The sequence below is a fragment of the Pseudomonas sp. NPDC089752 genome (assembly GCF_044748725.1).
In the GTDB taxonomy this organism is placed as follows: domain Bacteria; phylum Pseudomonadota; class Gammaproteobacteria; order Pseudomonadales; family Pseudomonadaceae; genus Aquipseudomonas.
The window spans coordinates 21,275-42,084 of sequence record NZ_JBIVGP010000009.1; the positions used below are offsets into that span (position 1 = coordinate 21,275).

General features: G+C 61.9%; 21 protein-coding genes. 9 read left to right on the forward strand and 12 right to left on the reverse strand.

Features of this window, described 5'->3' with window-relative positions:
• Positions 1–94 precede the first annotated feature (94 nt).
• Complete coding sequence (locus tag ACIPZF_RS16525; RefSeq protein ID WP_400801287.1) at positions 95–538, forward strand: hypothetical protein; 444 nt, start codon at positions 95–97, stop codon at positions 536–538.
• Entirely contained in the window at positions 538–810 is a 273-nt protein-coding gene (locus ACIPZF_RS16530; protein ID WP_400801289.1) for a type II toxin-antitoxin system RelE/ParE family toxin, read from the forward strand. Before ACIPZF_RS16525 ends, ACIPZF_RS16530 begins: the two co-directional genes overlap by 1 nt.
• A gap of 50 nt (positions 811–860) precedes the next feature.
• On the opposite strand, the gene ACIPZF_RS16535 is transcribed toward ACIPZF_RS16530, so the two are convergent.
• Both ACIPZF_RS16535 and hslO read right to left on the reverse strand, forming a co-directional pair.
• Positions 861–2,402 (reverse strand): phosphoenolpyruvate carboxykinase, encoded by a 1,542-nt coding sequence (locus ACIPZF_RS16535; protein WP_400801291.1) that lies wholly within the window; start codon positions 2,400–2,402, stop codon positions 861–863.
• Positions 2,403–2,581: 179 nt separating this feature from the next.
• Positions 2,582–3,481 (reverse strand): Hsp33 family molecular chaperone HslO, encoded by a 900-nt coding sequence (hslO, locus tag ACIPZF_RS16540; RefSeq protein WP_400801292.1) that lies wholly within the window; start codon positions 3,479–3,481, stop codon positions 2,582–2,584.
• A 119-nt stretch (positions 3,482–3,600) separates the two neighbouring features.
• On the opposite strand from hslO, the gene ACIPZF_RS16545 reads away from it, so the two are divergent.
• A complete protein-coding gene (locus ACIPZF_RS16545) occupies positions 3,601–4,395 on the forward strand; it encodes a phosphatase PAP2 family protein (RefSeq protein ID WP_400801293.1) in 795 nt (264 codons plus the stop codon).
• Positions 4,396–4,515: 120 nt separating this feature from the next.
• Here ACIPZF_RS16545 and ACIPZF_RS16550 read toward each other — a convergent pair whose 3' ends face one another.
• Complete coding sequence (locus tag ACIPZF_RS16550; RefSeq protein ID WP_400801295.1) at positions 4,516–4,917, reverse strand: RNA-binding S4 domain-containing protein; 402 nt, start codon at positions 4,915–4,917, stop codon at positions 4,516–4,518.
• Between the two features lie 109 nt (positions 4,918–5,026).
• On the opposite strand from ACIPZF_RS16550, the gene ACIPZF_RS16555 reads away from it, so the two are divergent.
• Together ACIPZF_RS16555 and rimK are read left to right on the forward strand one after the other, a co-directional pair.
• Positions 5,027–5,509: an ATP-dependent zinc protease gene (locus ACIPZF_RS16555; RefSeq protein WP_400801296.1), complete on the forward strand. Its 483-nt coding sequence runs from the start codon at positions 5,027–5,029 to the stop codon at positions 5,507–5,509.
• Entirely contained in the window at positions 5,506–6,411 is a 906-nt protein-coding gene (gene rimK / locus ACIPZF_RS16560) for a 30S ribosomal protein S6--L-glutamate ligase (RefSeq protein ID WP_119137413.1), read from the forward strand. The genes ACIPZF_RS16555 and rimK overlap by 4 nt, the downstream gene beginning before the upstream one ends.
• Before the next feature lie 64 nt (positions 6,412–6,475).
• Here rimK and ACIPZF_RS16565 read toward each other — a convergent pair whose 3' ends face one another.
• The gene (locus tag ACIPZF_RS16565; RefSeq protein ID WP_400801297.1) at positions 6,476–7,789 is read right to left on the reverse strand and encodes an ATP-binding protein; all 1,314 of its coding nucleotides are present in this window, start codon (positions 7,787–7,789) and stop codon (positions 6,476–6,478) included.
• A 13-nt stretch (positions 7,790–7,802) separates the two neighbouring features.
• Positions 7,803–8,543: a two-component system response regulator OmpR gene (gene ompR / locus ACIPZF_RS16570; protein ID WP_025337331.1), complete on the reverse strand. Its 741-nt coding sequence runs from the start codon at positions 8,541–8,543 to the stop codon at positions 7,803–7,805.
• Between the two features lie 228 nt (positions 8,544–8,771).
• Between ompR and ACIPZF_RS16575 the strand changes: the two genes are divergently transcribed.
• The 4 genes from ACIPZF_RS16575 to ACIPZF_RS16590 all read left to right on the forward strand — a co-directional run bounded on the left by ACIPZF_RS16575 (position 8,772) and on the right by ACIPZF_RS16590 (position 13,843).
• On the forward strand, positions 8,772–11,096 hold the full coding sequence (locus ACIPZF_RS16575) for a Tex family protein (RefSeq protein WP_400801299.1): 2,325 nt from the start codon (positions 8,772–8,774) through the stop codon (positions 11,094–11,096).
• The gene (locus ACIPZF_RS16580) at positions 11,096–11,479 is read left to right on the forward strand and encodes a PaaI family thioesterase (RefSeq protein WP_400801301.1); all 384 of its coding nucleotides are present in this window, start codon (positions 11,096–11,098) and stop codon (positions 11,477–11,479) included. The genes ACIPZF_RS16575 and ACIPZF_RS16580 overlap by 1 nt, the downstream gene beginning before the upstream one ends.
• Positions 11,480–11,633: 154 nt before the next feature.
• Positions 11,634–13,211, forward strand: coding sequence for a glutamate--cysteine ligase (gene gshA / locus ACIPZF_RS16585; protein ID WP_400801302.1), 1,578 nt, complete (start codon positions 11,634–11,636; stop codon positions 13,209–13,211).
• Positions 13,211–13,843, forward strand: a complete 633-nt coding sequence (locus ACIPZF_RS16590; RefSeq protein ID WP_400801304.1) for a TetR/AcrR family transcriptional regulator — start codon at positions 13,211–13,213, stop codon at positions 13,841–13,843. The genes gshA and ACIPZF_RS16590 overlap by 1 nt, the downstream gene beginning before the upstream one ends.
• Before the next feature lie 139 nt (positions 13,844–13,982).
• On the opposite strand, the gene ACIPZF_RS16595 is transcribed toward ACIPZF_RS16590, so the two are convergent.
• The 7 genes from ACIPZF_RS16595 to ACIPZF_RS16625 form a co-directional block, all read right to left on the reverse strand.
• The gene (locus tag ACIPZF_RS16595) at positions 13,983–14,198 is read right to left on the reverse strand and encodes a molybdopterin-binding protein (RefSeq protein ID WP_008095172.1); all 216 of its coding nucleotides are present in this window, start codon (positions 14,196–14,198) and stop codon (positions 13,983–13,985) included.
• Positions 14,199–14,228: 30 nt separating this feature from the next.
• Positions 14,229–15,041 (reverse strand): aliphatic sulfonates ABC transporter ATP-binding protein, encoded by an 813-nt coding sequence (gene ssuB, locus ACIPZF_RS16600; protein ID WP_400801306.1) that lies wholly within the window; start codon positions 15,039–15,041, stop codon positions 14,229–14,231.
• Positions 15,038–15,835 carry an aliphatic sulfonate ABC transporter permease SsuC gene (gene ssuC, locus ACIPZF_RS16605; RefSeq protein ID WP_400801308.1) on the reverse strand — a complete coding sequence of 266 codons (798 nt, stop codon included), beginning with the start codon at positions 15,833–15,835 and terminating at the stop codon, positions 15,038–15,040. Before ssuC ends, ssuB begins: the two co-directional genes overlap by 4 nt.
• A gap of 10 nt (positions 15,836–15,845) precedes the next feature.
• Positions 15,846–16,994 carry an FMNH2-dependent alkanesulfonate monooxygenase gene (gene ssuD / locus ACIPZF_RS16610; RefSeq protein WP_306380399.1) on the reverse strand — a complete coding sequence of 383 codons (1,149 nt, stop codon included), beginning with the start codon at positions 16,992–16,994 and terminating at the stop codon, positions 15,846–15,848.
• A gap of 59 nt (positions 16,995–17,053) precedes the next feature.
• A complete protein-coding gene (locus ACIPZF_RS16615) occupies positions 17,054–18,019 on the reverse strand; it encodes a sulfonate ABC transporter substrate-binding protein (protein ID WP_400801310.1) in 966 nt (321 codons plus the stop codon).
• Positions 18,020–18,348: 329 nt separating this feature from the next.
• Positions 18,349–18,987, reverse strand: coding sequence for a peroxiredoxin (locus ACIPZF_RS16620; RefSeq protein WP_400801312.1), 639 nt, complete (start codon positions 18,985–18,987; stop codon positions 18,349–18,351).
• Positions 18,988–19,152: 165 nt separating this feature from the next.
• Complete coding sequence (locus ACIPZF_RS16625; protein WP_400801314.1) at positions 19,153–20,493, reverse strand: OprD family outer membrane porin; 1,341 nt, start codon at positions 20,491–20,493, stop codon at positions 19,153–19,155.
• Positions 20,494–20,810: the final 317 nt, after the last annotated feature.

The following is a 20,810-nucleotide window of genomic DNA, read 5'->3' on the forward strand; positions in this document are numbered from 1 at the left end:
GAAACTTCCCACAGCAAGACAGGAAGGACTATAGTCGCAATCTACTATAGATTGCATAACATGGTTCATCCCGATGAAACCGAGAAATGCCCCGATGCCTACCCATCAATTAGATCATGCGAACTTGAGCCGCATGGTGGAAAACGGACGAATCAACGCCACCCATATTGTCGGCCAGCCAGGCGGCTGGGCGATCCAGGTCGACGTCAATCATCAAGAGCACGTGCTGATTGCCCAGCGCAGCGGCAACGTACGGCTATTCAAGAAATTCGAAACGCTGGTGAGCTACCTGCTCGAGATGGGCATCGACCATTTCGAGGTGGACACCTCAGCGTTTGATCCCGGCCAGATGAGCACCTACCAGCGCCCTGATCGTGCACAAGCCCTGAAACGAGCCCATGAAGCGGCGGCGTACGATGCATGGTTTGTCGATCAGGTAGAAGCGAGCTTGGAAGACCCTGCGCGGCCCATGGAGGATGAGGAAGCAGAGCGACTGTTCGCTGCCCGCCGAAGCGAACTCAAAGCCAAAATCCGCTGATGCGCCTGGTGTGGCGTGACATGGCACGCAAAGATCGCCTGCGCATCATGGACCACATTGCACAGGACAACCCGGCGGCGGCGATCTCACTCGACGAAAGCTTTGCAGAAAAAGCTCGACGTGCTGCTCGGAGCCCATCGATCTACAAGCCGGGAAGGTACCCAGGAACGCGTGAAATCGTCATCCGTCCGAACTATGTGATGGTTTATCGGATAGTGGGCGACGACGTAGAGATCATCCGTATTCTGCATGCAAGACAGCAATGGCCTTGAACGAGAAAGCCGCCCAAATGGGCGGCTTTCTCGGTGCAACCAGCGACAGCTTACTGCTGCGGGCCAGCCGCCTTGATGGCGTCGGACACGTCGAACTTGGTGAAGTTTTCGGTGAACAGCTTGGCCAGGCCTTTGGCCGCTTCGTCGTAGGCCGCTTTGTCAGCCCAGGTGTTGCGTGGGTTGAGCAGCTCGGTTTCGACGCCTGGAACGGCCTTCGGCACGTCCAGGTTGATGATGTCCAGGTGTTCGGTTTCGGCGCCGACCAGAGCACCGCTCTGGATGGCAGCGATCACGCCACGGGTGGTCGGGATGCTGAAGCGCTTGCCAACGCCGTAGCCACCGCCGGTCCAGCCGGTGTTGACCAGGTAGACTTTGGAGCCGAAGGCCTTGATGCGCTTGATCAGCAGCTCGGCGTAGACGCCAGCCGGGCGCGGGAAGAACGGTGCGCCGAAGCAGGTGGAGAAGGTCGACTTGATGCCGCCCCCCGAACCCATTTCGGTGGAACCGACCAGCGCGGTGTAGCCGGACAGGAAGTGGTAGGCCGCCTGCTCGTTGTTCAGGATCGACACTGGCGGCAATACGCCGGTCAGGTCGCAGGTCAGGAAGATGACCGCGTTCGGCTCACCGCCCAGGTTCTTCTCGGAGACCTTGGCAACGTGCTCCAGCGGGTAGGCGGCGCGGCTGTTCTGGGTCAGGCTGACATCGGTGTAGTCGGCGTGCTTGGCATCGTTGATGACGACGTTTTCCAGCACGGCGCCATGCTTGATGGCTTTCCAGATGACCGGCTCGTTCTTCTCCGACAGGTCGATGCACTTGGCATAGCAACCGCCTTCGATGTTGAAGACGACGCCTTCGCCCCAGCCGTGCTCGTCGTCACCGATCAGGTAACGGCTTTCGTCGGCCGACAGGGTGGTCTTGCCGGTGCCCGACAGGCCGAAGAACAGGGTGACATCGCCTGCTTCGCCGATGTTGGCAGCGCAGTGCATCGGCAGCACGTCGGCAGCTGGAAGCAGGAAGTTCTGCACCGAGAACATGGCTTTCTTCATTTCGCCGGCGTAACGCATGCCAGCGATCAGCACCTTCTTCTGGGCGAAGTTGATGATCACGCAGCCATCGGAGTTGGTGCCGTCACGCTCGGGTACGCACTCGAAGTTGGCGACGTTCAGCACCTGCCACTCATCGCGACCGGCCGGATTGTACTGCGCCGGATTGATGAACAGGCAGCGACCGAACAGGTTCTGCCAGGCAGTCTGGGTGGTCATCTTCACTGCCAGGTAGTGGTCGGCAGCAGCCCCTACGTGAACGTAGGAAACGAAGTGATCCTGGGCGTTGTTGAACGCCTCGACGCGGTCCCACAGGGCATCGAACTTGTCGGCCGGGAACTTGCGGTTGATCGGGCCCCAGCCAATCTGGTCCTGGGTGGACGGTTCTTCGACGATGAAACGGTCAGCCGGCGAACGGCCAGTACGGTGGCCGGTTTCGACGACCAGTGCGCCAGTATCGGCCAGCACGCCTTCACCGCGGGACAGCGCTTCTTTAACCAGCTCATCGACGCTCAGGTCGGTGTACACGGTGTTGTTGGCTTGCGTCATGAGATACCCCATCCGGCCCGAGGCCGAGTGCTCCAAACGTTTTGTAGTTGTCTCGAAAAAACTACTACAGCGAAAAAAGTGGCCGGATTATGCCAGAAACGCCCAAAAAAAGTAGGCCCCTCCTGTCGTAACCGCGCTTTTGCGCAATTCGACAGGAGATTTACCTGCAATTAAACGTTTCAGTGGCGAGTTTCTGACGCCGCGTCGGTGCCACCACCGGCAAACAGTTGCGCCACATCGCTGGCATCGAAGAAATAGCGCTGGTTGCAGAACTGGCAATCGATCTCCACCTTGCCGCCACACTCTTCAACCAGCGACTTGGCATCATGTTCGCCCAAACTGACCAGCGCATTGCCGGAACGTTCGCGGGAGCAGCTGCATTTGAAGCGCAGCGGCTGAATGTCGAACAGGCGCACGGCGTCTTCGTGGTAGAGGCGATGCAGCAGGGTTTCGTTGTCTTCTTCCCACTCTTCGGACTTGAGGGTCTTGGCCAGGGCGATCACATGCTGCCAGCTGTCTTCGCGCTCTTCATCGTCAGGCTGACGATCACGCGGCAGCTGCTGCAACAGCAGACCACGCGCCTTGCCGCCTTCGGCGTTGAGCCAGAAACGGGTATTGGTCTGCTGCGACTGCACGAAGTAGTTGGTGAAGCATTCCGACAGGTTGGCGCCGTCGAGGTCGACGGTGCCCTGATAGCGTTGGCCCTTGATCGGGTCGATGGTCAGCGTCAGATGGCCGTCGGGCATCAACTGGGCCAGGGTGGCATCAGCAGGAATCTGCTCCGCTTCGTAGCGCGCCATGCCACGGATGTCACGCTCGCTGGAACACTCCACCATCAGCATCGGAATCGGGCCAGCCGAACGCGCCTGCAGAATCAGCAAGCCGTCGAACTTCATCGCACCGACCAGCAACGAGGTGGCGGCCATCAGTTCACCAAGTAGTGCCTGCACGGGTTGCGGGTACTCGTGACGCGCCAGCACCGCGGCGTAGCTGTCATCGAGAGACACCCACTCGCCGCGCACGTCGCGGTCGTCGAAGATGAAACGTTGGGTGAAATCGGTATCCGGCAAATCGCTCATAGGTTTTGGCTATCTAGAAATGATGACAAAATGGTTACACGAGGTTTCGGAAGTTACCAAAGCCCCGTGACAGAGCGCTCACAAGGCGCTCCGACTCCTGATTGCAATAGAGGTATTTTATGGACAATCGACCACTGTTCCAAGCCAAGTGGTCCTGGGGCCCATTGGCAGCCTGCACCGTGCTGCCGATAGCTCTACTGTGTTTCTGGTTATGGCCTTTTGGCCAGATCTTGTGCCTGACATTCGACGAGTGGCTGTTCCACAGCCTCAATGCGCCATTGGCCGACAACACCCTATGGCGCTCTATCTGGACCGTCGGCAGCCTGCGACCCTTCGACATCGTCGTCGGCCTGATCCTGCTGACCGTGCTGATCCGCGGTGATTGGGTGTTCAAAGCCAGCCAGGTGCGAGAAGCCTTCTTTGGCTTCCTGGTCACGCTTATCCTCTTAGTGGTGGTTCGCGCGCTGTTTTCCAAGTGGGTGGACGCAATGGGTTGGCAACACGATAGCCCGTCCATGGTGTTCGACAACGTCGTGCACCTCAGCGACTACTACCCGAACCTGGAAAAAGCCTGGGAACTGAAAGACCGTTCCAGCAAGAGCTTCCCGGGCGATCATGCCTCGGTGCTGCTGATCTGGGCGCTGTTCATGAGCCTGTTCAGCCGCCGCCTGGTGCAACACCTGGTGATCTGGGGGCTGGCGTTGCTGTTCATGCTGCCGCGTCTGGTGGCGGGGGCGCACTGGGGCCAGGATGACTACATCGGAGGTTTGCTGATGGCAGTGCTGGCAGTGGGCTGGAGCTGCCATACGCCGCTGGCGGCGAAAGGCAGCACTCTGCTGATGCGCTGGACGGCGCCCTTGTTCGGGATCGTAGCCAAGCTACCGTTGGTCGGGCGGCTGGCGATAATTCGCTAGATCCCCGGGGGCGCTTTGCGCCCCATTCGCGGGGCAAGCCCGCTCCCACAAAAAAGCTGGCCTGCGCGGTCTAGGTGGGAGCGGGCTTGTCCCGCGAATGGGGCGCGAAGCGGCCCCCTATCACTCGAAACTACCGTGCAGTTGGTGAATCTGCCGCCGCTGCTTCTTGTTCGGCCGGCCATCGGTGGTCACCCCCATCGTCCCCGCCTTGCGCATCGCTGCTGCCTGCTCACGGCGGCGCAGGCTTTCCTCGGTTTCTTCATACAGCGTCTGCGCTTCGGGTGCCCCACGGCGCACCACCGACAGCGCCTTCACCACCACCGTGCGCTCATCGAAGCCGGTGCGCAGGACGAATTCATCACCTACCCGAGGCTCCTTGCCCGGCTTGCAGCGCTCGCCCCGGCAATGCACCTTGCCGCTCTCGATAGCAGCCTTGGCCAGTGCACGGGTCTTGTAGAACCGCGCCGCCCATAACCATTTGTCCAAGCGGACCTTGTCGTCTTCTTCGGCTTTGTGTGCCATCCCATTACCTCGAATTCTGTCTTTAACCGAACTGTACTACCGTAACTGACGGATGCAAAAAGTCCCCGCCGTGCTTAAAGTTCACCACCTTATCCCCAGGGTGTGCTTAGTGAAGACATTTGACCATCTGACTGTGATCGGCCTGCGCGAGTGGGTCGCCCTGCCCGACCTCGGCGTGGCGGGCCTGCGCGCCAAGATCGACACCGGCGCCAGTACCTCCAGCCTGCATGCCACCGAGGTGGAGCCGTTCGAGCGCGACGGTCAGCCGTGGGTGCGCTTTACCGCTCACCTGGGCTCGATCGTGCAACTGCGCCACCGCCGCTGCGAAGCGCCGCTGGTCACCATGAAAACCATCAAGAGCTCCAACGGCCATGCCCAGACCCGCTATGTGATCCGTACACCGCTGGCCCTCGGTGACCGTGTATGGCAAGTCGAATTCACCCTGGCCTGCCGCAAAAGCATGCGCTATCGCCTGTTGCTCGGATCCAAGGCGCTCGTCCATGGTCAGTTGGTGGTCAACCCCGGGCTTAAATACGTGCAAGACAAACCGGCCTTTCCGGCCACCCTTACCCCTGTCACAGGTGCTGCATGAAGATCGCTGTGCTGTCGCGCAATCCGCGTCTGTATTCCACCCGCCGCCTGGTCGAGGCCGGCACCCAGCGTGGCCACGAAATGGTGGTGATCGATACCCTGCGGGCCTACATGAACATCGCCAGCCACAAGCCGCAGATCCATTACCGTGGCAAACCGCTGGAGGGCTTCGATGCGGTGATTCCGAGGATTGGTGCCTCGGTGACCTTTTACGGCTGCGCGGTATTGCGCCAGTTCGAGATGATGGGGGTCTATCCGCTCAACGAGTCGGTGGCCATCGCCCGTTCCCGCGACAAGCTGCGCTCGTTGCAGCTGCTGTCGCGACGTGGCATCGGCCTGCCGATTACCGGCTTCGCCCACTCGCCGGACGATATCCCCGACCTGATTCAGATGGTCAATGGCGCGCCGCTGGTGATCAAGGTGCTCGAAGGCACCCAGGGTATCGGTGTGGTGCTGTGCGAAACCACCCAGGCGGCCGAGTCGGTGATCGAGGCGTTCATGGGCCTCAAGCAGAACATCATGGTTCAGGAGTACATCAAGGAAGCGGGCGGTGCCGACATTCGCTGCTTCGTGGTGGGCGACAAGGTGATCGCTTCCATGAAGCGCCAGGCCAAGCCGGGCGAGTTCCGTTCCAACCTGCACCGGGGCGGTGTCGCCAGTCTGATCAAGATCACGCCGGAGGAGCGGATCACTGCCATTCGTGCGGCCAAGGTGATGGGGCTGAGTGTGGCGGGTGTGGATATCTTGCGGTCAAATCATGGGCCTTTGGTGATGGAGGTGAACTCCTCGCCGGGCCTGGAAGGGATTGAAGTGACCACCAGCAAGGACGTGGCCGGGATGATCATCGAGCATCTGGAAAAGAATGGCGGGCCGAATCAGACGCGGACCAAAGGGAAAGGTTGATGTTGAACATGCCGGCCTCATCGCGGATGAATCCGCTCCTACAACCGCGAAGAGGCCGACACAATCAAACAGCATTACGCGGCAACAAAAGCCCCAACGGCAACCTCACCCGCGCCTCGATCCCGCCGCCGGACCTATTGCGCAACTCCACATTGCCGCCATGTTGCGCCGCGATACGCTTGACGATCGCCAACCCCAGCCCGGTGCCCTTGCCACCCCGGGCGCGGTCGCCACGGATGAACGGGTTGAAGATGGTCTCAAGCTCCGACTCGTCGATCCCGGTACCCCGGTCCAGGACACTGAGCACCACGTAAGGCGCGCTCTCATCGCCCGATACATAGGCGGCCACCTCGACACCTTTCCCCGCATGATGCAGGGCATTGCCAATCAGGTTGCCAAGCATGCGCTTGAGCGATACCCGCCGCACCGGAAACGGCGGAATCGGCTCCAGACACAGGCGCACGCGTTGTTCCGGCTGGTTGTACGGCGCCACTACCTCGCGTACCAGATCGGCCAGATCGACCTCCTCCACCGGCTCGTCGCGGCCATCGCGAATGAAGGCCAGGAACTGATCGAGGATCGCATCCATGTCCTCGATATCGCGAACCATGTCATCGCTCAGGTCGTTGTCGCTGTCCAGCAGGGACAACGACAGCCGCAGGCGCGTCAGCGGTGTACGCAGATCGTGGGATACACCGGCAAGCATCAGTTCGCGCTCCCGCCCGGCCTGCTCGACATCCTCAGCCATCTGGTTGAAAGCGCGATACACCTCGGTCATCTCGCTCGGCGTATCACTGATCGGCAGCCGCACGCTGCGCCCCTGGCCCAATTGACGGGCCGCGAACACCAGGCGCTTGAGGGGCTGGTTGAGCTGACGCACAAAGATCCACGCCGACGCGGTGGACAACAGGCCGATGGCCAGGAACCAACCCAGTACGTTCCAGATTTTCTGGCCGCGCAGTGGGTGTGGATAAAGCGGTACTTTCAGCCAACCGGGGCCAAGGCTGGGTGCATTGACCCACAGCGCCGGCGGGGCATGGATGCGCAAGCGCACTTCAGTGTCATCGCCCAGTTCGGCCTGCATCTGCCGTTGGTAGATTTCGCTATAGGGCCAATGTTGCTCGCCTTCGGGCACGCCTGCACCGGTCACCCGGATCAGGCCTGCGGCCTCGGCGATCTTGTCGCGGTTTTCTTCATCGGCCGCCCAATAGGCACGCAGCGTCAACGCGACACCATGGCTGTACTGCCGATCGACCAGCACGTCCTCGTTCATCAGCAGGTAGACCAGGGTCAACGCCTTGGAGAACAGGACAACGATCAGCACCAGCCACAGGGTGCGGGCGAAGAAGCTTTGTGGAAACCAGAGCGGTGTTTTCATCGATGAAGAGGCTTCATTTACCGGCGTTACCGTCCGGCACGAAGACGTAACCCACGCCCCACACAGTCTGGATATACCGTGGCTTGGACGGGTCCGGCTCGATCATGCGGCGCAGGCGCGAGATCTGCACGTCGATGGAGCGCTCCAGGGCGTCCCACTCGCGGCCACGGGCCAGGTTCATCAGCTTGTCACGGGTCAGCGGTTCGCGGGCGTGCATGACCAGCGCCTTGAGCACGGCGAACTCACCGGTGGTGAGCATATGCACTTCTTCACCGCGCTTGAGCTCACGGGTAGCCAGCGACAGTTCGTAGTCACCGAAGGTGACCGACTCGTCCTCGCTGCCCGGGGCACCCGGCACGCTCGGCGCCTGGCGGCGCAGCACGGCCTTGACGCGGGCCATCAGCTCGTCGGGGTTGAAAGGCTTGCCCAGGTAGTCGTCAGCGCCCAGCTCCAGCCCTTTGATGCGGCTGAGTTCGTCGCCCTTGGCGGTGAGCATGATGATCGGGATCTGGTTGTTCTGCTGACGCAGGCGCTTGCACGCGGACAGGCCATCTTCGCCCGGCAGCATCAGGTCGAGCACCACCAAGTTGAACACCTCGCGCTGCAGCAGGCGGTCCATCTGTTCGGTGTTGGGCACCGCGCGGGCGCGATAGCCTTTGCTGGTGAAGAAACGTTCCAACAGGCTGCTGAGCCCGGGATCGTCGTCGACGATGAGAATCTTGTCACCTTCAGCGGTGTTCGGGGTGCCGGTCATGAATAACTCCTCTGGTATCGCCGCGCATTATGGCGTAGCCATTGCCACGCGTACCGTGAGCATTGTTAGCAGATTTTTCCCCCGACGCCAGTTCGGCACCTGCTCGGCTGGCCTGGCGCCATCACCGCAAGCCGTCTTCGATGGGTATAATGCGCGGCTTTCATCCAGCGCCGCCGGGCCAGACACGCGCCTTGCAGCCCCGTATTCACAATATGTCAGGTGGTTTACATGGACAGCATCAACAGCCGTATCGCCGAGGAACTGGGCGTACGCCCTCAGCAGGTCGAGGCGGCCGTGGGCCTGTTGGACGAAGGCTCGACCGTGCCCTTCATCGCCCGTTACCGCAAGGAAGTGACCGGCAGCCTGGACGACACTCAGTTGCGCCACTTGGAAGAGCGTCTGCGCTACCTGCGCGAACTCGACGAGCGCCGCGCCAGCATCCTCTCCAGCATCGACGAGCAGGGCAAGCTGACCCCGGAGCTGGCGCGCGAAATCAAGCTGGCCGACACCAAGACCCGCCTTGAAGACCTTTACCTGCCGTACAAGCAGAAGCGCCGCACCAAGGGCCAGATCGCCCTGGAAGCCGGTCTCGGCGAACTGGCCGACGGCCTGTTCAACGACCCGCAACTGGCGCCGGAAACCGAAGCCGCGCGCTTCGTCGATGCAGAAAAAGGCGTAGCCGACGTCAAGGCCGCGCTGGAAGGCGCCAAGTACATCCTCATGGAGCGCTTCGCCGAAGACGCCGCCCTGCTCGACAAGCTGCGCAACTTCCTCAAGCAGGAGGCGGTGCTCAGCGCCCGCGTGGTCGCCGGCAAGGAAGAGGAAGGTGCCAAGTTCCGCGACTATTTCGCCCATGACGAACTGCTGCGCAACGCGCCGTCACACCGCGCCCTGGCCATCTTCCGTGGCCGGAACGAAGGCGTGCTGAGTGCCTCGCTGAAGGTTGGTGAAGAACTGCCAGGCACCCTGCACCCCTGCGAAGTGATGATCGGCGGCCACTTCGGCGTGGAAAACCGCAACCGCCCGGCCGACAAGTGGCTGGGGGAAGTGGTGCGCTGGACCTGGAAGGTCAAGCTCTACACCCACCTGGAAACCGACCTGTTCGGCGAGCTGCGTGACAACGCCGAAGGCGAGGCGATCAACGTGTTCGCCCACAACCTGCATGACCTGCTGCTGGCCGCACCGGCCGGCCCGCGCGCCACGCTGGGCTTCGACCCGGGCCTGCGCACCGGCTGCAAGGTGGCGGTGGTCGATGCCACCGGCAAGCTGCTGGACTACACCACGGTCTACCCGCATGCCCCGAAAAACGACTGGGACCGCACCATTTCCATCCTCGCCGCTCTGTGTGCCAAGCACTCGGTAGAGCTGATCGCCATCGGCAACGGTACTGCCAGCCGCGAGAGCGACAAGCTGGTGGCGGAGCTGGTCAAAAAGTACCCAGCACTGAAGATCACCAAGATCATGGTTTCCGAAGCCGGTGCTTCGGTGTATTCGGCATCGGAACTGGCAGCCCGCGAATTCCCTGACCTGGATGTGTCGATCCGTGGCGCCGTGTCCATCGCCCGCCGTCTTCAGGACCCGCTGGCCGAGCTGGTCAAGATCGACCCGAAATCCATCGGTGTCGGCCAGTACCAGCACGACGTGTCCCAGCTGAAGCTCGCGCGCGGCCTGGACGCCGTGGTCGAGGACTGCGTGAACGCCGTGGGCGTGGACGTCAACACCGCCTCCGTGGCGCTGCTGACCCGCATCTCCGGCCTCAATGCGACCCTGGCGCAGAACATCGTTGCCCACCGCGACGCCAATGGCCCATTCGCCACCCGCGCCGCGTTGAAGAAAGTCAGCCGCCTCGGTGAAAAAACCTACGAGCAGGCTGCCGGCTTCCTACGGGTGATGAACGGCGACAACCCGCTGGATGCTTCCGCTGTCCACCCCGAAGCCTATGCGCTGGTAAAACGCATAGCCGCCGACACTGATCGCGATATTCGCTCGCTGATCGGCGACAGCAGCTTCCTCAAGCGCCTCGACCCGAAGAAGTTCACCGACGAGAGCTTCGGCCTGCCGACTGTCACCGACATCCTGCAAGAGCTGGACAAGCCCGGCCGTGACCCACGCCCCGAGTTCAAGACCGCCACCTTCCAGGACGGCGTCGAAGACCTCAAGGACCTGGAGCCTGGCATGATCCTCGAAGGCGTGGTCACCAACGTGACCAACTTCGGCGCGTTCGTCGACATCGGCGTGCATCAGGACGGCCTGGTACACATTTCGGCGCTGTCGGAGAAGTTCATCAAAGACCCGCGCGAAGCGGTCAAGGCCGGTGACGTGGTCAAGGTCAAGGTCATGGAAGTGGACATCCCGCGCAAACGCGTCGGCCTGTCCATGCGCATGAGCGACACCCCGGGCGAGAAGGTCGAAGGCAACCGTGGCGGTAACCGTGGCAACGGCGGCAACCGCCAGCCGCAGGCCCAACGCCCGCGCGAAACTGCTACCGCAGCCCCGGCCAACAACGCCATGGCTTCGCTGTTCGCCAACGCCAAGCAGCTGAAGAAGAAGTGATGGAGATCCCCAAGGAGCTGGTGCAAAGCGCCTACAGCCAGCTCCTGGGCTGCCGCGTGCAACGCCTGGACGAAGGCGTTGCCGAGGTGGCTCTGGCGCTCGAGCCGCACCTGCGCAACCGCGGTCAGAAGCTGCATGGCGGGGCCATCTTCAGCCTGGTGGACATCGCCATGGGCCTGGCCTGTTCGGCCAGCCATGGCTTCGACCAGCAGAGCGTGACCATCGAATGCAAGATCAACTACATGCGTGCGGTCAGCGACGGTGAGGTAGTGTGCACGGCCCGGGTGCTGCATGCCGGACGCCGCACCCTGGTGGTCGACGCCGACGTAGTCCAAGGCGACAAACTGGTGGCGAAAGCGCAGGGAACCTTCGCGGTTCTCTAGCTCACCAAGCGGTATCTGCGGTATTTTCCGGCAGTGCGCTGGCACTGCCGGAACCGCGTAAACCAGGCGACAACGCCAGTTCCTTTCTTCCTACCCTTGTAGACCGTCAACTCTACCCCCATATTGGGGCGACTGATGCGTGAAGGAATCCATCTTGAGCGACCTCCTCAACCGCCGCCTGAGCCTGCTCGGCGCCAATCTTCCCCTGCTCAAGCAGTGCCTGCACGGTATTGAGCGCGAATGCCTGCGCGTGACCGACGAAGGTCGCCTGGCCCAGACCCCGCATCCTGAAACCCTGGGTTCGGCGCTGACCAACGAGCAGATCACCACCGATTATTCCGAGTCGCTGCTCGAATTCATCACCCCGGCCCTGCCCGACCCGGCCAAGGTGCTCGAGAACCTCGAAGAAACCCACCGTTTCGTCTACAGCAAGCTCGCTGACGAATACCTGTGGAGCCCTTCGATGCCGTGCACATTGCCGGCCGAGGAAGACATCCCGATCGCCGAGTACGGCACATCGAACATCGGCAAGCTCAAGCACGTGTACCGCAAAGGCCTGGCCCTGCGTTACGGGCGAACCATGCAATGCATCGCCGGCATTCACTACAACTTCTCGCTGCCCGAAGCGCTGTGGCCACTGCTGCGCGAAGCCGAAGGCAACAGCGAAGATGACCGCGATTACCAGTCCTCGGCCTACATCGCGCTGATCCGCAACTTCCGCCGTTACAGCTGGCTGCTGATGTACCTGTTCGGTGCTTCGCCGGCGCTGGACAAAGGCTTCCTGCGCGGCCGCCCGCACCAGCTCGAAGAGCTGGACGCCGAAACCCTGTTCCTGCCGTATGCCACCAGCCTGCGCATGAGCGACCTGGGCTACCAGAGCAACGCCCAGGCCGGCCTCACGCCCTGCTACAACAACCTGGCCAGCTACACCGACAGCCTGCGCAAGGCGGTGGGCACGCCCTACCCGCCCTACGTAGAAGTCGGCACGCACGTGGATGGCGAGTGGGTACAGCTGAACACCAACATCCTGCAGATCGAGAACGAGTACTACTCGAACATCCGGCCCAAGCGCGTCACCTATACCGGTGAGCGGCCGATCCAGGCCCTGACCTCGCGCGGCGTGCAGTACGTTGAGGTGCGCTGCCTGGACATCAACCCGTTCCTGCCGGTGGGTATCGACCTGACCGAGGCCCGTTTCCTCGACGCGTTCCTGTTGTTCTGCGCGCTGGAAGACAGCCCGCAGCTGGACAACGGCGAATGCGGGCAGTGCACCGACAACTTCCTGACCGTGGTCAAGGAAGGCCGTCGCCCAGGCCTGGAGCTGCACCATGACGGCCAGCCGGTTGCCCTGAGAACCTGGGCCACCGATCTGATCACGCGTATCGGCCAGTTGGCCGAGCTGCTCGACCGTGCCCAAGGCGGCGATGAACATGCCAAGGCCCTAGAGGCGCAACAAGCCAAAGTCGATGACGCCTCGCTGACGCCTTCAGCCCAAGTACTGGCACGCATGGCCGAGCACGATGAAAGCTTCATCCAATTCTCGCTGCGTCAGAGCCGCCTGCACGCGGAGACGTTCCGCGAGCAGCCGCTACCCGCTGAACGCCAGCAAGCCTACGAAACCCTGGCCCGTGAATCGCTGGCAGAGCAATCGCGCCTGGAGCAGCAAGAAGTCGGCGACTTCGACCTGTTCGTCGGCGCGTACCAAGCCAGCATCCTGGCAATCAGCAACTGATGACCCGCACTGCCACCCCGCGCAAGCCGCGCGCCAGCAGCCAGGCCAGGATCGAAACGATCCTGGCGGCGGCACGCGAGCTGTTGGCCGAGCAAGGGGTGGCAGGTTTGTCGATCTACAGCGTGGCCGAGCGGGCGCAGATACCGCCGTCGTCGGTGTATCACTTCTTCGCCAGCGTTCCGGCATTGCTGGAAGCCCTGACGGCCGATGTGCACCGGGCATTCCGCGAAGCACTGAGCGCACCGATCGACAGCAATGCGCTGGCTACCTGGCATGATCTCTCAAGGTTGATCGAGCAGCGCATGCTCGACATCTACAACGGCGATGCCGCCGCGCGTCAGCTGATCCTGGCACAGCATGGCCTGAGCGAAGTGGTGCAGGCCGACCGGCAGCACGACATGGAGTTGGGCGAGCTGATGCACACACTCTTCGATCAGCACTTCAGGTTGCCGTTAATGCCTGCGGATGTGGATGTGTTCGCGTTGGCCATGGAGCTGAGCGACCGGGTGTACGCGCGCTCGGTGCAGTTGCATGAGGCGATCACCCCGCGCATGGCCGAGGAAGGCAAGCGGGTGTTCGAGGCGTATCTGGGGCTGTATTTGCCGCCGTTCCTCGCCAAGCGCTCGGGTTGAAATCCTTGGAGCCGCGCTGCGGCCCTTCGCGGGCAAGCCCGCTCCCACAGGTACCCTGCAGGGCCTGAAACCTACGGGGTATCTGTGGGAGCGGGCTTGCCCGCGAAGGGCTGCAGAGCAGCCCCCTTCATAGCCCCAATCACAGCTTGGCGATGGACACTTCAGTCGACTTGACGAAGGCAATCACCTCGCTGCCAACCTGCAGCTCCAGCTCTTTCACCGAGCGGGTGGTGATCACCGAAGTGACGATACCGGAGGCGGTCTGCACGTCGATTTCCGACAATACCGGGCCTTCGAGGATTTCCTTCACGGTGCCTTTGAACTGGTTGCGGACGTTGATGGCTTTGATGGTCATGGCTTGATTCCTTCTCTATGCGTTTGGGGTTCAGTGCGCCCAACGCAGTTGCGTGGGCAGAGGGGCTACAGGGTCCGGCTCGGGCGCAGTGCCCGGTACCGACAGAACACGGTTGAGCACTTCGCTTTCCAACGCGGCCAGGCGATGCGAACCACGCGCCCTGGGCCTTGTCAGGTCGACAGTAAGGTCGAGCCCGACCTCGCCGTCCTCGATCAGGATCACCCGATCAGCCACGGCCACCGCCTCGCTGACGTCATGGGTGACCAGCAGCACGGTGAAACCATGCTGACGCCACAGGCGCTCGATCAGTTGTTGCATCTCGATACGGGTCAAGGCATCCAGCGCACCCAGCGGCTCATCCAGCAGCAACAGGCGCGGCTGGTGGATCAGCGCACGGGCCAGGGCCACGCGCTGCTTCTGGCCACCGGACAGCGCCGCCGGCCATTCATTGGCGCGGTCCGCCAGGCCGACCGCTTCCAGCGCGTCCAGCGCACGTTGACGCCAGTCACCGTTCAGGCCAAGGCCGACGTTGTCGATCACCTTCTTCCACGGCAGCAGGCGTGCGTCCTGGAACATCAGACGGGTTTCTTCGCGAGCCTCGGCCAGCGGCGCGGCTCCGGCGAGCAGCTCACCCGCGCTGGGCTTGTCGAGCCCGGCCAGCAGGCGCAGCAAGGTGCTCTTGCCGCAGCCGCTGCGGCCGACGATGGCGACGAACTGGCCGGCCGGGATGTGCAGCTCGATGCCCTTCAACACTTCGCGCTGGCCAAAGGTCTTGCGCAAGCCGTTGGCGGCCAGCGGGATGCCACGCAGCAGGCGTGGCGGCTGTTCTTTGAGCACGGTCATGCACCCTCCTTCCTGGCAACCTGATAGGCCGGGTGCCAGCGCAGCCACACGCGTTCCAGGCCGCGCGCGGCAAGGTCGGCGAGTTTGCCGAGCACGGCGTACAGGACGATGGCCAAGACCACCACATCGGTTTGCAGGAACTCACGGGCATTCATGGCCAGGTAGCCGATGCCGGAGTTGGCGGAAATGGTCTCGGCGACGATCAGCGTCAGCCACATGAAGCCCAGGGCGAAGCGCACCCCGACCAGGATCGAGGGCAGTGCCCCCGGCAGGATCACCTGACGGAACAAGCCGAAGCCGGACAGGCCGTAACTACGTGCCATTTCCACCAGTGCCGGGTCTACGTTGCGGATGCCGTGGTAGGTATTCAGGTAGATCGGGAACAACGTACCCAGCGCGACCAGGAAGATCTTCGCCGACTCGTCGATGCCGAACCACAGAATCACCAATGGGATCAGCGCCAGGTGCGGCACATTGCGGATCATCTGCACCGAGCTGTCGAGCAGGCGTTCACCCCACTTCGACAGTCCGGTGATGAAGCCCAGCACCAGGCCGATGCTGCCACCGATCACGAAGCCCAGCCCCGCACGCCAGCCGCTGATGGCCAGGTGGGTCCAGATTTCGCCGCTGCGCACCAGCTCGACGCCGGCGCTGACCACCGCGCTCGGTGCTGGCAGGATGCGCGTCGACAGCCAGCCCGCGCTGACCGCCAGTTGCCACACCGCCAGCAGCAGCACCGGCAGCGCCCACGGCGCCAGGCGCTGGGTCAGGGTGGAGGAAGTTGCACGACTCATGGCCCGCCCCTCAGCTCTGCGACACGGACTTGGGCAGGATGTCGTTGGCCACCATCTCGCCGAACGGGCTCACGTAGCCACCCGTTTTCGGTTGCTCCGGGCGCTGCACATCCAGGTGCGGGAACAACAGTTCGGCCACGCGGTAGGACTCTTCCAGGTGTGGATAACCCGAGAAGATGAAAGTATCGATGCCCAGATCGGCATATTCCTTGACCCGCGCTGCGACCGTCGGGCCATCGCCAACCAGCGCAGTACCGGCACCACCACGAACCAGGCCGACGCCCGCCCACAGGTTAGGGCTGACTTCCAGGTTGTCGCGGTTGCCGCCGTGCAGGGCCGCCATGCGCTGCTGGCCCACCGAATCGAAACGCGCCAGCGAAGCCTGGGCACGGGCGATGGTGTCATCGTCCAGGTGCGAGATCAGGCGGTCGGCAGCGGCCCAGGCCTCTTCGTTGGTTTCCCGGACGATCACATGCAGGCGGATGCCGAAGCGCACTTCGCGGCCTTGAGCGGCGGCTTTTTCGCGCACCTGGGCGATCTTCTCGGCAACGGCCGCCGGTGGTTCGCCCCAGGTCAGGTACAACTCGACCTGCTCGGCGGCCAGGTCTTGTGCCGCTTCGGACGAACCGCCGAAGTACAGCGGCGGGCGCGGTTGTTGGATCGGTGGGTAGAGCAGCTTGGCGCCCTTCACCTGGATGTGCTTGCCGTCGTAGTCGACATTTTCCCCTTCCAGCACCTTGCGCCAGATGCGGGTGAACTCGACCGAGGCTTCGTAGCGTTCCTGGTGGTTCAGGTGCAGGCCGTCACCGGCCAGTTCGTCCGGGTCGCCACCGGTCACCAGGTTGAACAGCGCACGGCCGTTGGACAGGCGATCCAGCGTTGCTGCCTGGCGGGCTGCCACGGTCGGCGAAATGATGCCGGGTCGCAGGGCGACGAGGAATTTCAGGTGCTGGGTGACCGGGATCAGCGACGCCGCCACCAGCCAGGAATCCTCGCAGGAACGCCCGGTCGGGATCAGCACCCCACCGAAGCCAAGGCGGTCGGCGGCCTGGGCGATCTGCTGCAGGTAGCCGTGATCGACCGCACGGGCGCCGTCGGAGGTGCCCAGGTACTTGCCGTCACCGTGGGTGGGGAGGAACCAGAAAATGTTAAGGCTCATTGGAGTTGTCTCCTCAAGGGTGGCGGGGGCCACGCGGCGCCCCGGCACAGGCATTTCAATCAAGGCGCGCTAGCGACCTTGGCCGGGGGTGTCCAGATCACGTCCTTGATGCTCAGCGGCTTGGGGATCAGCTTGAGCGCCTGGAAGGTGTCGGCGATTTTCTGTTGGGCGGCCACCACCTCGGGGGTCAGCGGCGCGGCACCGTAGCCTTGGCGCTTGACCGCGGTGAGGGTGATGTCGGCCGGCAGGCCGAGCAGCGGCGCGACCTGGTCGGTGACCTGCTGCGGCTGGGCCTGGGACCATTCGCCGACCGCGCGCACTTCTTCGATCAGGGTGTTGATCACTGCCGGGTGCTGGGTCGCGTAGTTGCGGGTGGCCAGGTAGAACTGGTGGTTGTCGACCAGGTCCTTGCCGTCACGCAGGGTGCGCGCCTGCAGCTGCTGCTCGGCAGCGGCCTGGTAGGGGTCCCAGATCACCCAGGCATCGACGCTGCCACGCTCGAAAGCGGCGCGGGCATCGGCTGGGGGCAGATAGACCGGCTGGATGTCGCTGTACTTCAGGCCCGCGTCTTCAAGGGCGCGGACCAGCAGGTAGTGAACGTTCGAGCCTTTGTTGAGGGCGACTTTCTTGCCTTTGAGCTCTTTCACCGACTGGATCGCCGAGCCTTTCGGCACGAGGATCGCTTCACTGTGCGGCGCTGGCGGCTCGTAGGCGACGTAGAGCAGGTCGGCGCCGGCAGCCTGGGCGAATACGGGCGGGGTTTCGCCGGTAACGCCGAAATCGATGGAGCCGACGTTCAGGCCTTCGAGCAGCTGCGGGCCGCCGGGGAATTCGGTCCACTGCACCTGGATGCCCTGTTCGGCCAGGCGCTTCTCCAACGTGCCCTTGGCCTTGAGCAGCACCAGGGTGCCGTATTTCTGATAACCGATACGCAGGCTTTCGGCCTGGGCTTGGGTGATGGCGCCGAAGGACACAGCCGCCGCAAACAGGGCGACCAGACCACGACGCAAGAAGACTGTGCGCATGGCGCTCTCCTGTGCGATTGGGGTTCGGGTTGCACCTGCTGCCTCGTTGACGGGCTAGTAAGGTGGGGGTGATGCTGGGTGATGGGGTGACAGTAGCAGTGTCTACATATATCTAGAAATCATATTTATTTATTTGTTTATGCGTTTTTGGAATTTATTAGTTTGAATCCCTCATGGACTTTGAGATCGAGCGCCGCGCGGGCGGCGCTCGATCTAATAGGCCCTAAACATCCCCCGACAAGCACTTTGCATTCACACGCCCATAAAAAAGGGCCGTCGAAACGGCCTGAAAATCCCTGCTATGGCTAAGAGCAATGCAACGAGGATACTTAACGGTTGGGTTGCGGGGTCAGGCGCAGATACGGTTTCACCGCGCGGTAACCTTTCGGAAAGCGCTGCTTGATCTCTTCCTCATCTTTCAACGAAGGCACGATCACCACCTCGTCACCGTCTTGCCAGTTACCTGGCGTGGCGACCTTGTGGTTGTCGGTCAGCTGCAGCGAATCGATCACCCGCAGAATCTCGTTGAAGTTGCGCCCAGTACTGGCCGGATAGGTGATGGTCAGGCGCACCTTCTTGTTCGGGTCGATCACGAACAGCGAGCGCACGGTCAGGGTGTCGCTGGCGTTCGGGTGGATCAGGTCGTACAGGTCGGACACCTTGCGGTCGGCGTCGGCGATGATCGGGAAGTTGACCACGGTGTTCTGGGTCTCGTTGATGTCATCGATCCACTTGTGGTGCGAGTCGACCGGGTCCACCGACAGGGCGATGGCCTTGACCCCGCGCTTGGCGAAATCGTCCTTGAGCTTGGCGGTCAGGCCCAGCTCGGTGGTGCACACCGGGGTGAAGTCCGCCGGATGGGAGAAAAGCACACCCCAGCTGTTGCCGAGCCATTCGTGGAAGCGGATCTTGCCGGCGCTGGAATCCTGTTCGAAGTCGGGGGCGATATCGCCGAGTTTGAGACTCATGGGGTGCGGCTCCTGTGCTGTGTTCTGGCCTTGTGGGGTTCAATGTGCCTGCATCCGATTAAAAACAAAAAGAATAAATACTGATTTATTTATAACCGAATAGCATACAAATCTGCAGGCACAAAAAAGCCTCGCACTAGGCGAGGCTTTCTCTGTGGCTACGGCTTACAGGAAGCTGTAAGTGTAGTTCACGATGAAGCGAGCTTGGTCCTGGTCGGCGCTGCTTTCGCCGGCACCACGGTAGACGCCCTGACGCAGGCTGAAGCCCAGGCCTTTGAGGGTGCCTTCCTGGATGGTGTAGTCGACGCGAGCGTCGCGCTCCCATTCGTTGTAGGTGCCGTTACCCGATTTGTTACGGATATCGTCACCACGCAGGTAGGCAACCGAAGCTTTCAGGCCTGGTACACCCAGCGCAGCGAAGTCGTACGAGTATTGACCGAAGGTGGTGTTCTCACCGGCACGGGCGAACTGGTTGATCATGCTGTCGGTGAACAGGTAGAAGCTGGAACCGCCAGCGCCTTCCGAAGTGCCGCTGTCGTTGGTCAGGTTGCCCTGGTTCAGCCACACGAAGCCGCCGTCGTCGCCGATCTGCTGATGACCGAGCATCAACGCATGGCCACCCAGGGTATAGGTGAACATGGCGGACCAGGTCTTGTTGTCGACCTCGCCGGTGTTCTTGGCGTAGCCACCGTTGTTGTTGAAGTTGTAAGCGCTGTCGTTGCCGTTCTTGCCGTCGCTGCTGCTGTCGAAGTAGCGCAGGTCGGTCTTGAACGACTGGTTGTCAGCGATCTTGAAGACGTGGGTCGCACCCAGGAAGTGCTGCTTGTAGAAGTCTTCCAGGTTCGAGTAGTAGTACTGCAGGGTCAGGTCTGGAGTGAGCTTGTAGTCCAGGCCGCCGTAGCGGAACTTGTTGCTTTCGGCATTGGAACCGGCGACCGACAGGCCGGTGCGGTTGCTCGAAGCACGACCCATGGCGTGGGTCAGCTGACCGGCGTTGATGGTCAGGTTGTCGATTTCCTTCGACTGGATGGTGCCACCTTCGAAGGTTTGTGGCAGCAGACGACCGTCGTTGGAAACGAGGATTGGCAGGTTAGGAGCCAGGGCGCTACCGAAGTGAGCTTCGGTCTTGGAGAAGCGAGCCTTGGCGTTGGCGCCGAAGCGTGCCCACTGGGCAGCCGAGCCTTTGCCGTCATCCGGGAAGAAACCGCTCTTGTGGTAACCCTCGCCACCGTCCAGGTGGATACCCCACAGGGCCTGGGCATCTACGCCGAAGCCGACGGTGCCTTCGGTGAAGCCGGAGATGTAATCGAGCTTGAAGCCTTGACCGGATTCACGCTGATCCGGACGCTCGGCAGTGCCGGTAGCGTGCGCTTCACGGTTGTCGTTGTTGAAGTACATGGTGCGCGAGCTGAGCGACAGTTTGCTGTCTTCTACGAAACCGGCAGCGCCTGCTTGTTGGGCGAGAACCCCCAGTGCCACGGCCAGAGCCAGGCTGGACTTGTACATGTTTTGCTCCTCTACGTTCTAATTTTTGTGTATCTCTGGCGGCGGGATCTTGTGCCCCGCTCACCGTGGATTGGCGATTTAGTCCCAAAGCGTGACCGGTAAGTCAATCGTTACCGAACATTTCACGACTTTGGTCTAAGGCCACCTGCGCTACAGGATAATGACAATCCTATAAATCCAAAATGACCGTTGTATGAATTTGTAAGATTTTTACGGAATATGGTCGGAACCATTACTACCAAAAGCTGTATCGGCACCCTCGTTTGATAGCTTTAGGTTATTTGCAAACGTTTGCTCATAACCTTATTCCGTAACGT

Bases quoted from the DNA above. Each gene is read 5' to 3' on its own strand.
- ACIPZF_RS16615 (WP_400801310.1), bottom strand. From the start codon at position 18,019: ATGCGCACAGTCTTCTTGCGTCGTGGTCTGGTCGCCCTGTTTGCGGCG.
- ACIPZF_RS16575 (WP_400801299.1), top strand. From the start codon at position 8,772: ATGGACAGCATCAACAGCCGTATCGCCGAGGAACTGGGCGTACGCCCT.
- ACIPZF_RS16595 (WP_008095172.1), bottom strand. From the start codon at position 14,198: ATGACCATCAAAGCCATCAACGTCCGCAACCAGTTCAAAGGCACCGTG.
- ssuB (WP_400801306.1), bottom strand. From the start codon at position 15,041: ATGACCGTGCTCAAAGAACAGCCGCCACGCCTGCTGCGTGGCATCCCG.
- ssuD (WP_306380399.1), bottom strand. From the start codon at position 16,994: ATGAGCCTTAACATTTTCTGGTTCCTCCCCACCCACGGTGACGGCAAG.
- ACIPZF_RS16590 (WP_400801304.1), top strand. From the start codon at position 13,211: ATGACCCGCACTGCCACCCCGCGCAAGCCGCGCGCCAGCAGCCAGGCC.
- ACIPZF_RS16545 (WP_400801293.1), top strand. From the start codon at position 3,601: ATGGACAATCGACCACTGTTCCAAGCCAAGTGGTCCTGGGGCCCATTG.
- ssuC (WP_400801308.1), bottom strand. From the start codon at position 15,835: ATGAGTCGTGCAACTTCCTCCACCCTGACCCAGCGCCTGGCGCCGTGG.
- ACIPZF_RS16535 (WP_400801291.1), bottom strand. From the start codon at position 2,402: ATGACGCAAGCCAACAACACCGTGTACACCGACCTGAGCGTCGATGAG.
- ACIPZF_RS16565 (WP_400801297.1), bottom strand. From the start codon at position 7,789: ATGAAAACACCGCTCTGGTTTCCACAAAGCTTCTTCGCCCGCACCCTG.
- ompR (WP_025337331.1), bottom strand. From the start codon at position 8,543: ATGACCGGCACCCCGAACACCGCTGAAGGTGACAAGATTCTCATCGTC.
- ACIPZF_RS16620 (WP_400801312.1), bottom strand. From the start codon at position 18,987: ATGAGTCTCAAACTCGGCGATATCGCCCCCGACTTCGAACAGGATTCC.
- ACIPZF_RS16625 (WP_400801314.1), bottom strand. From the start codon at position 20,493: ATGTACAAGTCCAGCCTGGCTCTGGCCGTGGCACTGGGGGTTCTCGCC.
- ACIPZF_RS16580 (WP_400801301.1), top strand. From the start codon at position 11,096: ATGGAGATCCCCAAGGAGCTGGTGCAAAGCGCCTACAGCCAGCTCCTG.
- ACIPZF_RS16530 (WP_400801289.1), top strand. From the start codon at position 538: ATGCGCCTGGTGTGGCGTGACATGGCACGCAAAGATCGCCTGCGCATC.
- hslO (WP_400801292.1), bottom strand. From the start codon at position 3,481: ATGAGCGATTTGCCGGATACCGATTTCACCCAACGTTTCATCTTCGAC.
- ACIPZF_RS16550 (WP_400801295.1), bottom strand. From the start codon at position 4,917: ATGGCACACAAAGCCGAAGAAGACGACAAGGTCCGCTTGGACAAATGG.
- ACIPZF_RS16525 (WP_400801287.1), top strand. From the start codon at position 95: ATGCCTACCCATCAATTAGATCATGCGAACTTGAGCCGCATGGTGGAA.
- rimK (WP_119137413.1), top strand. From the start codon at position 5,506: ATGAAGATCGCTGTGCTGTCGCGCAATCCGCGTCTGTATTCCACCCGC.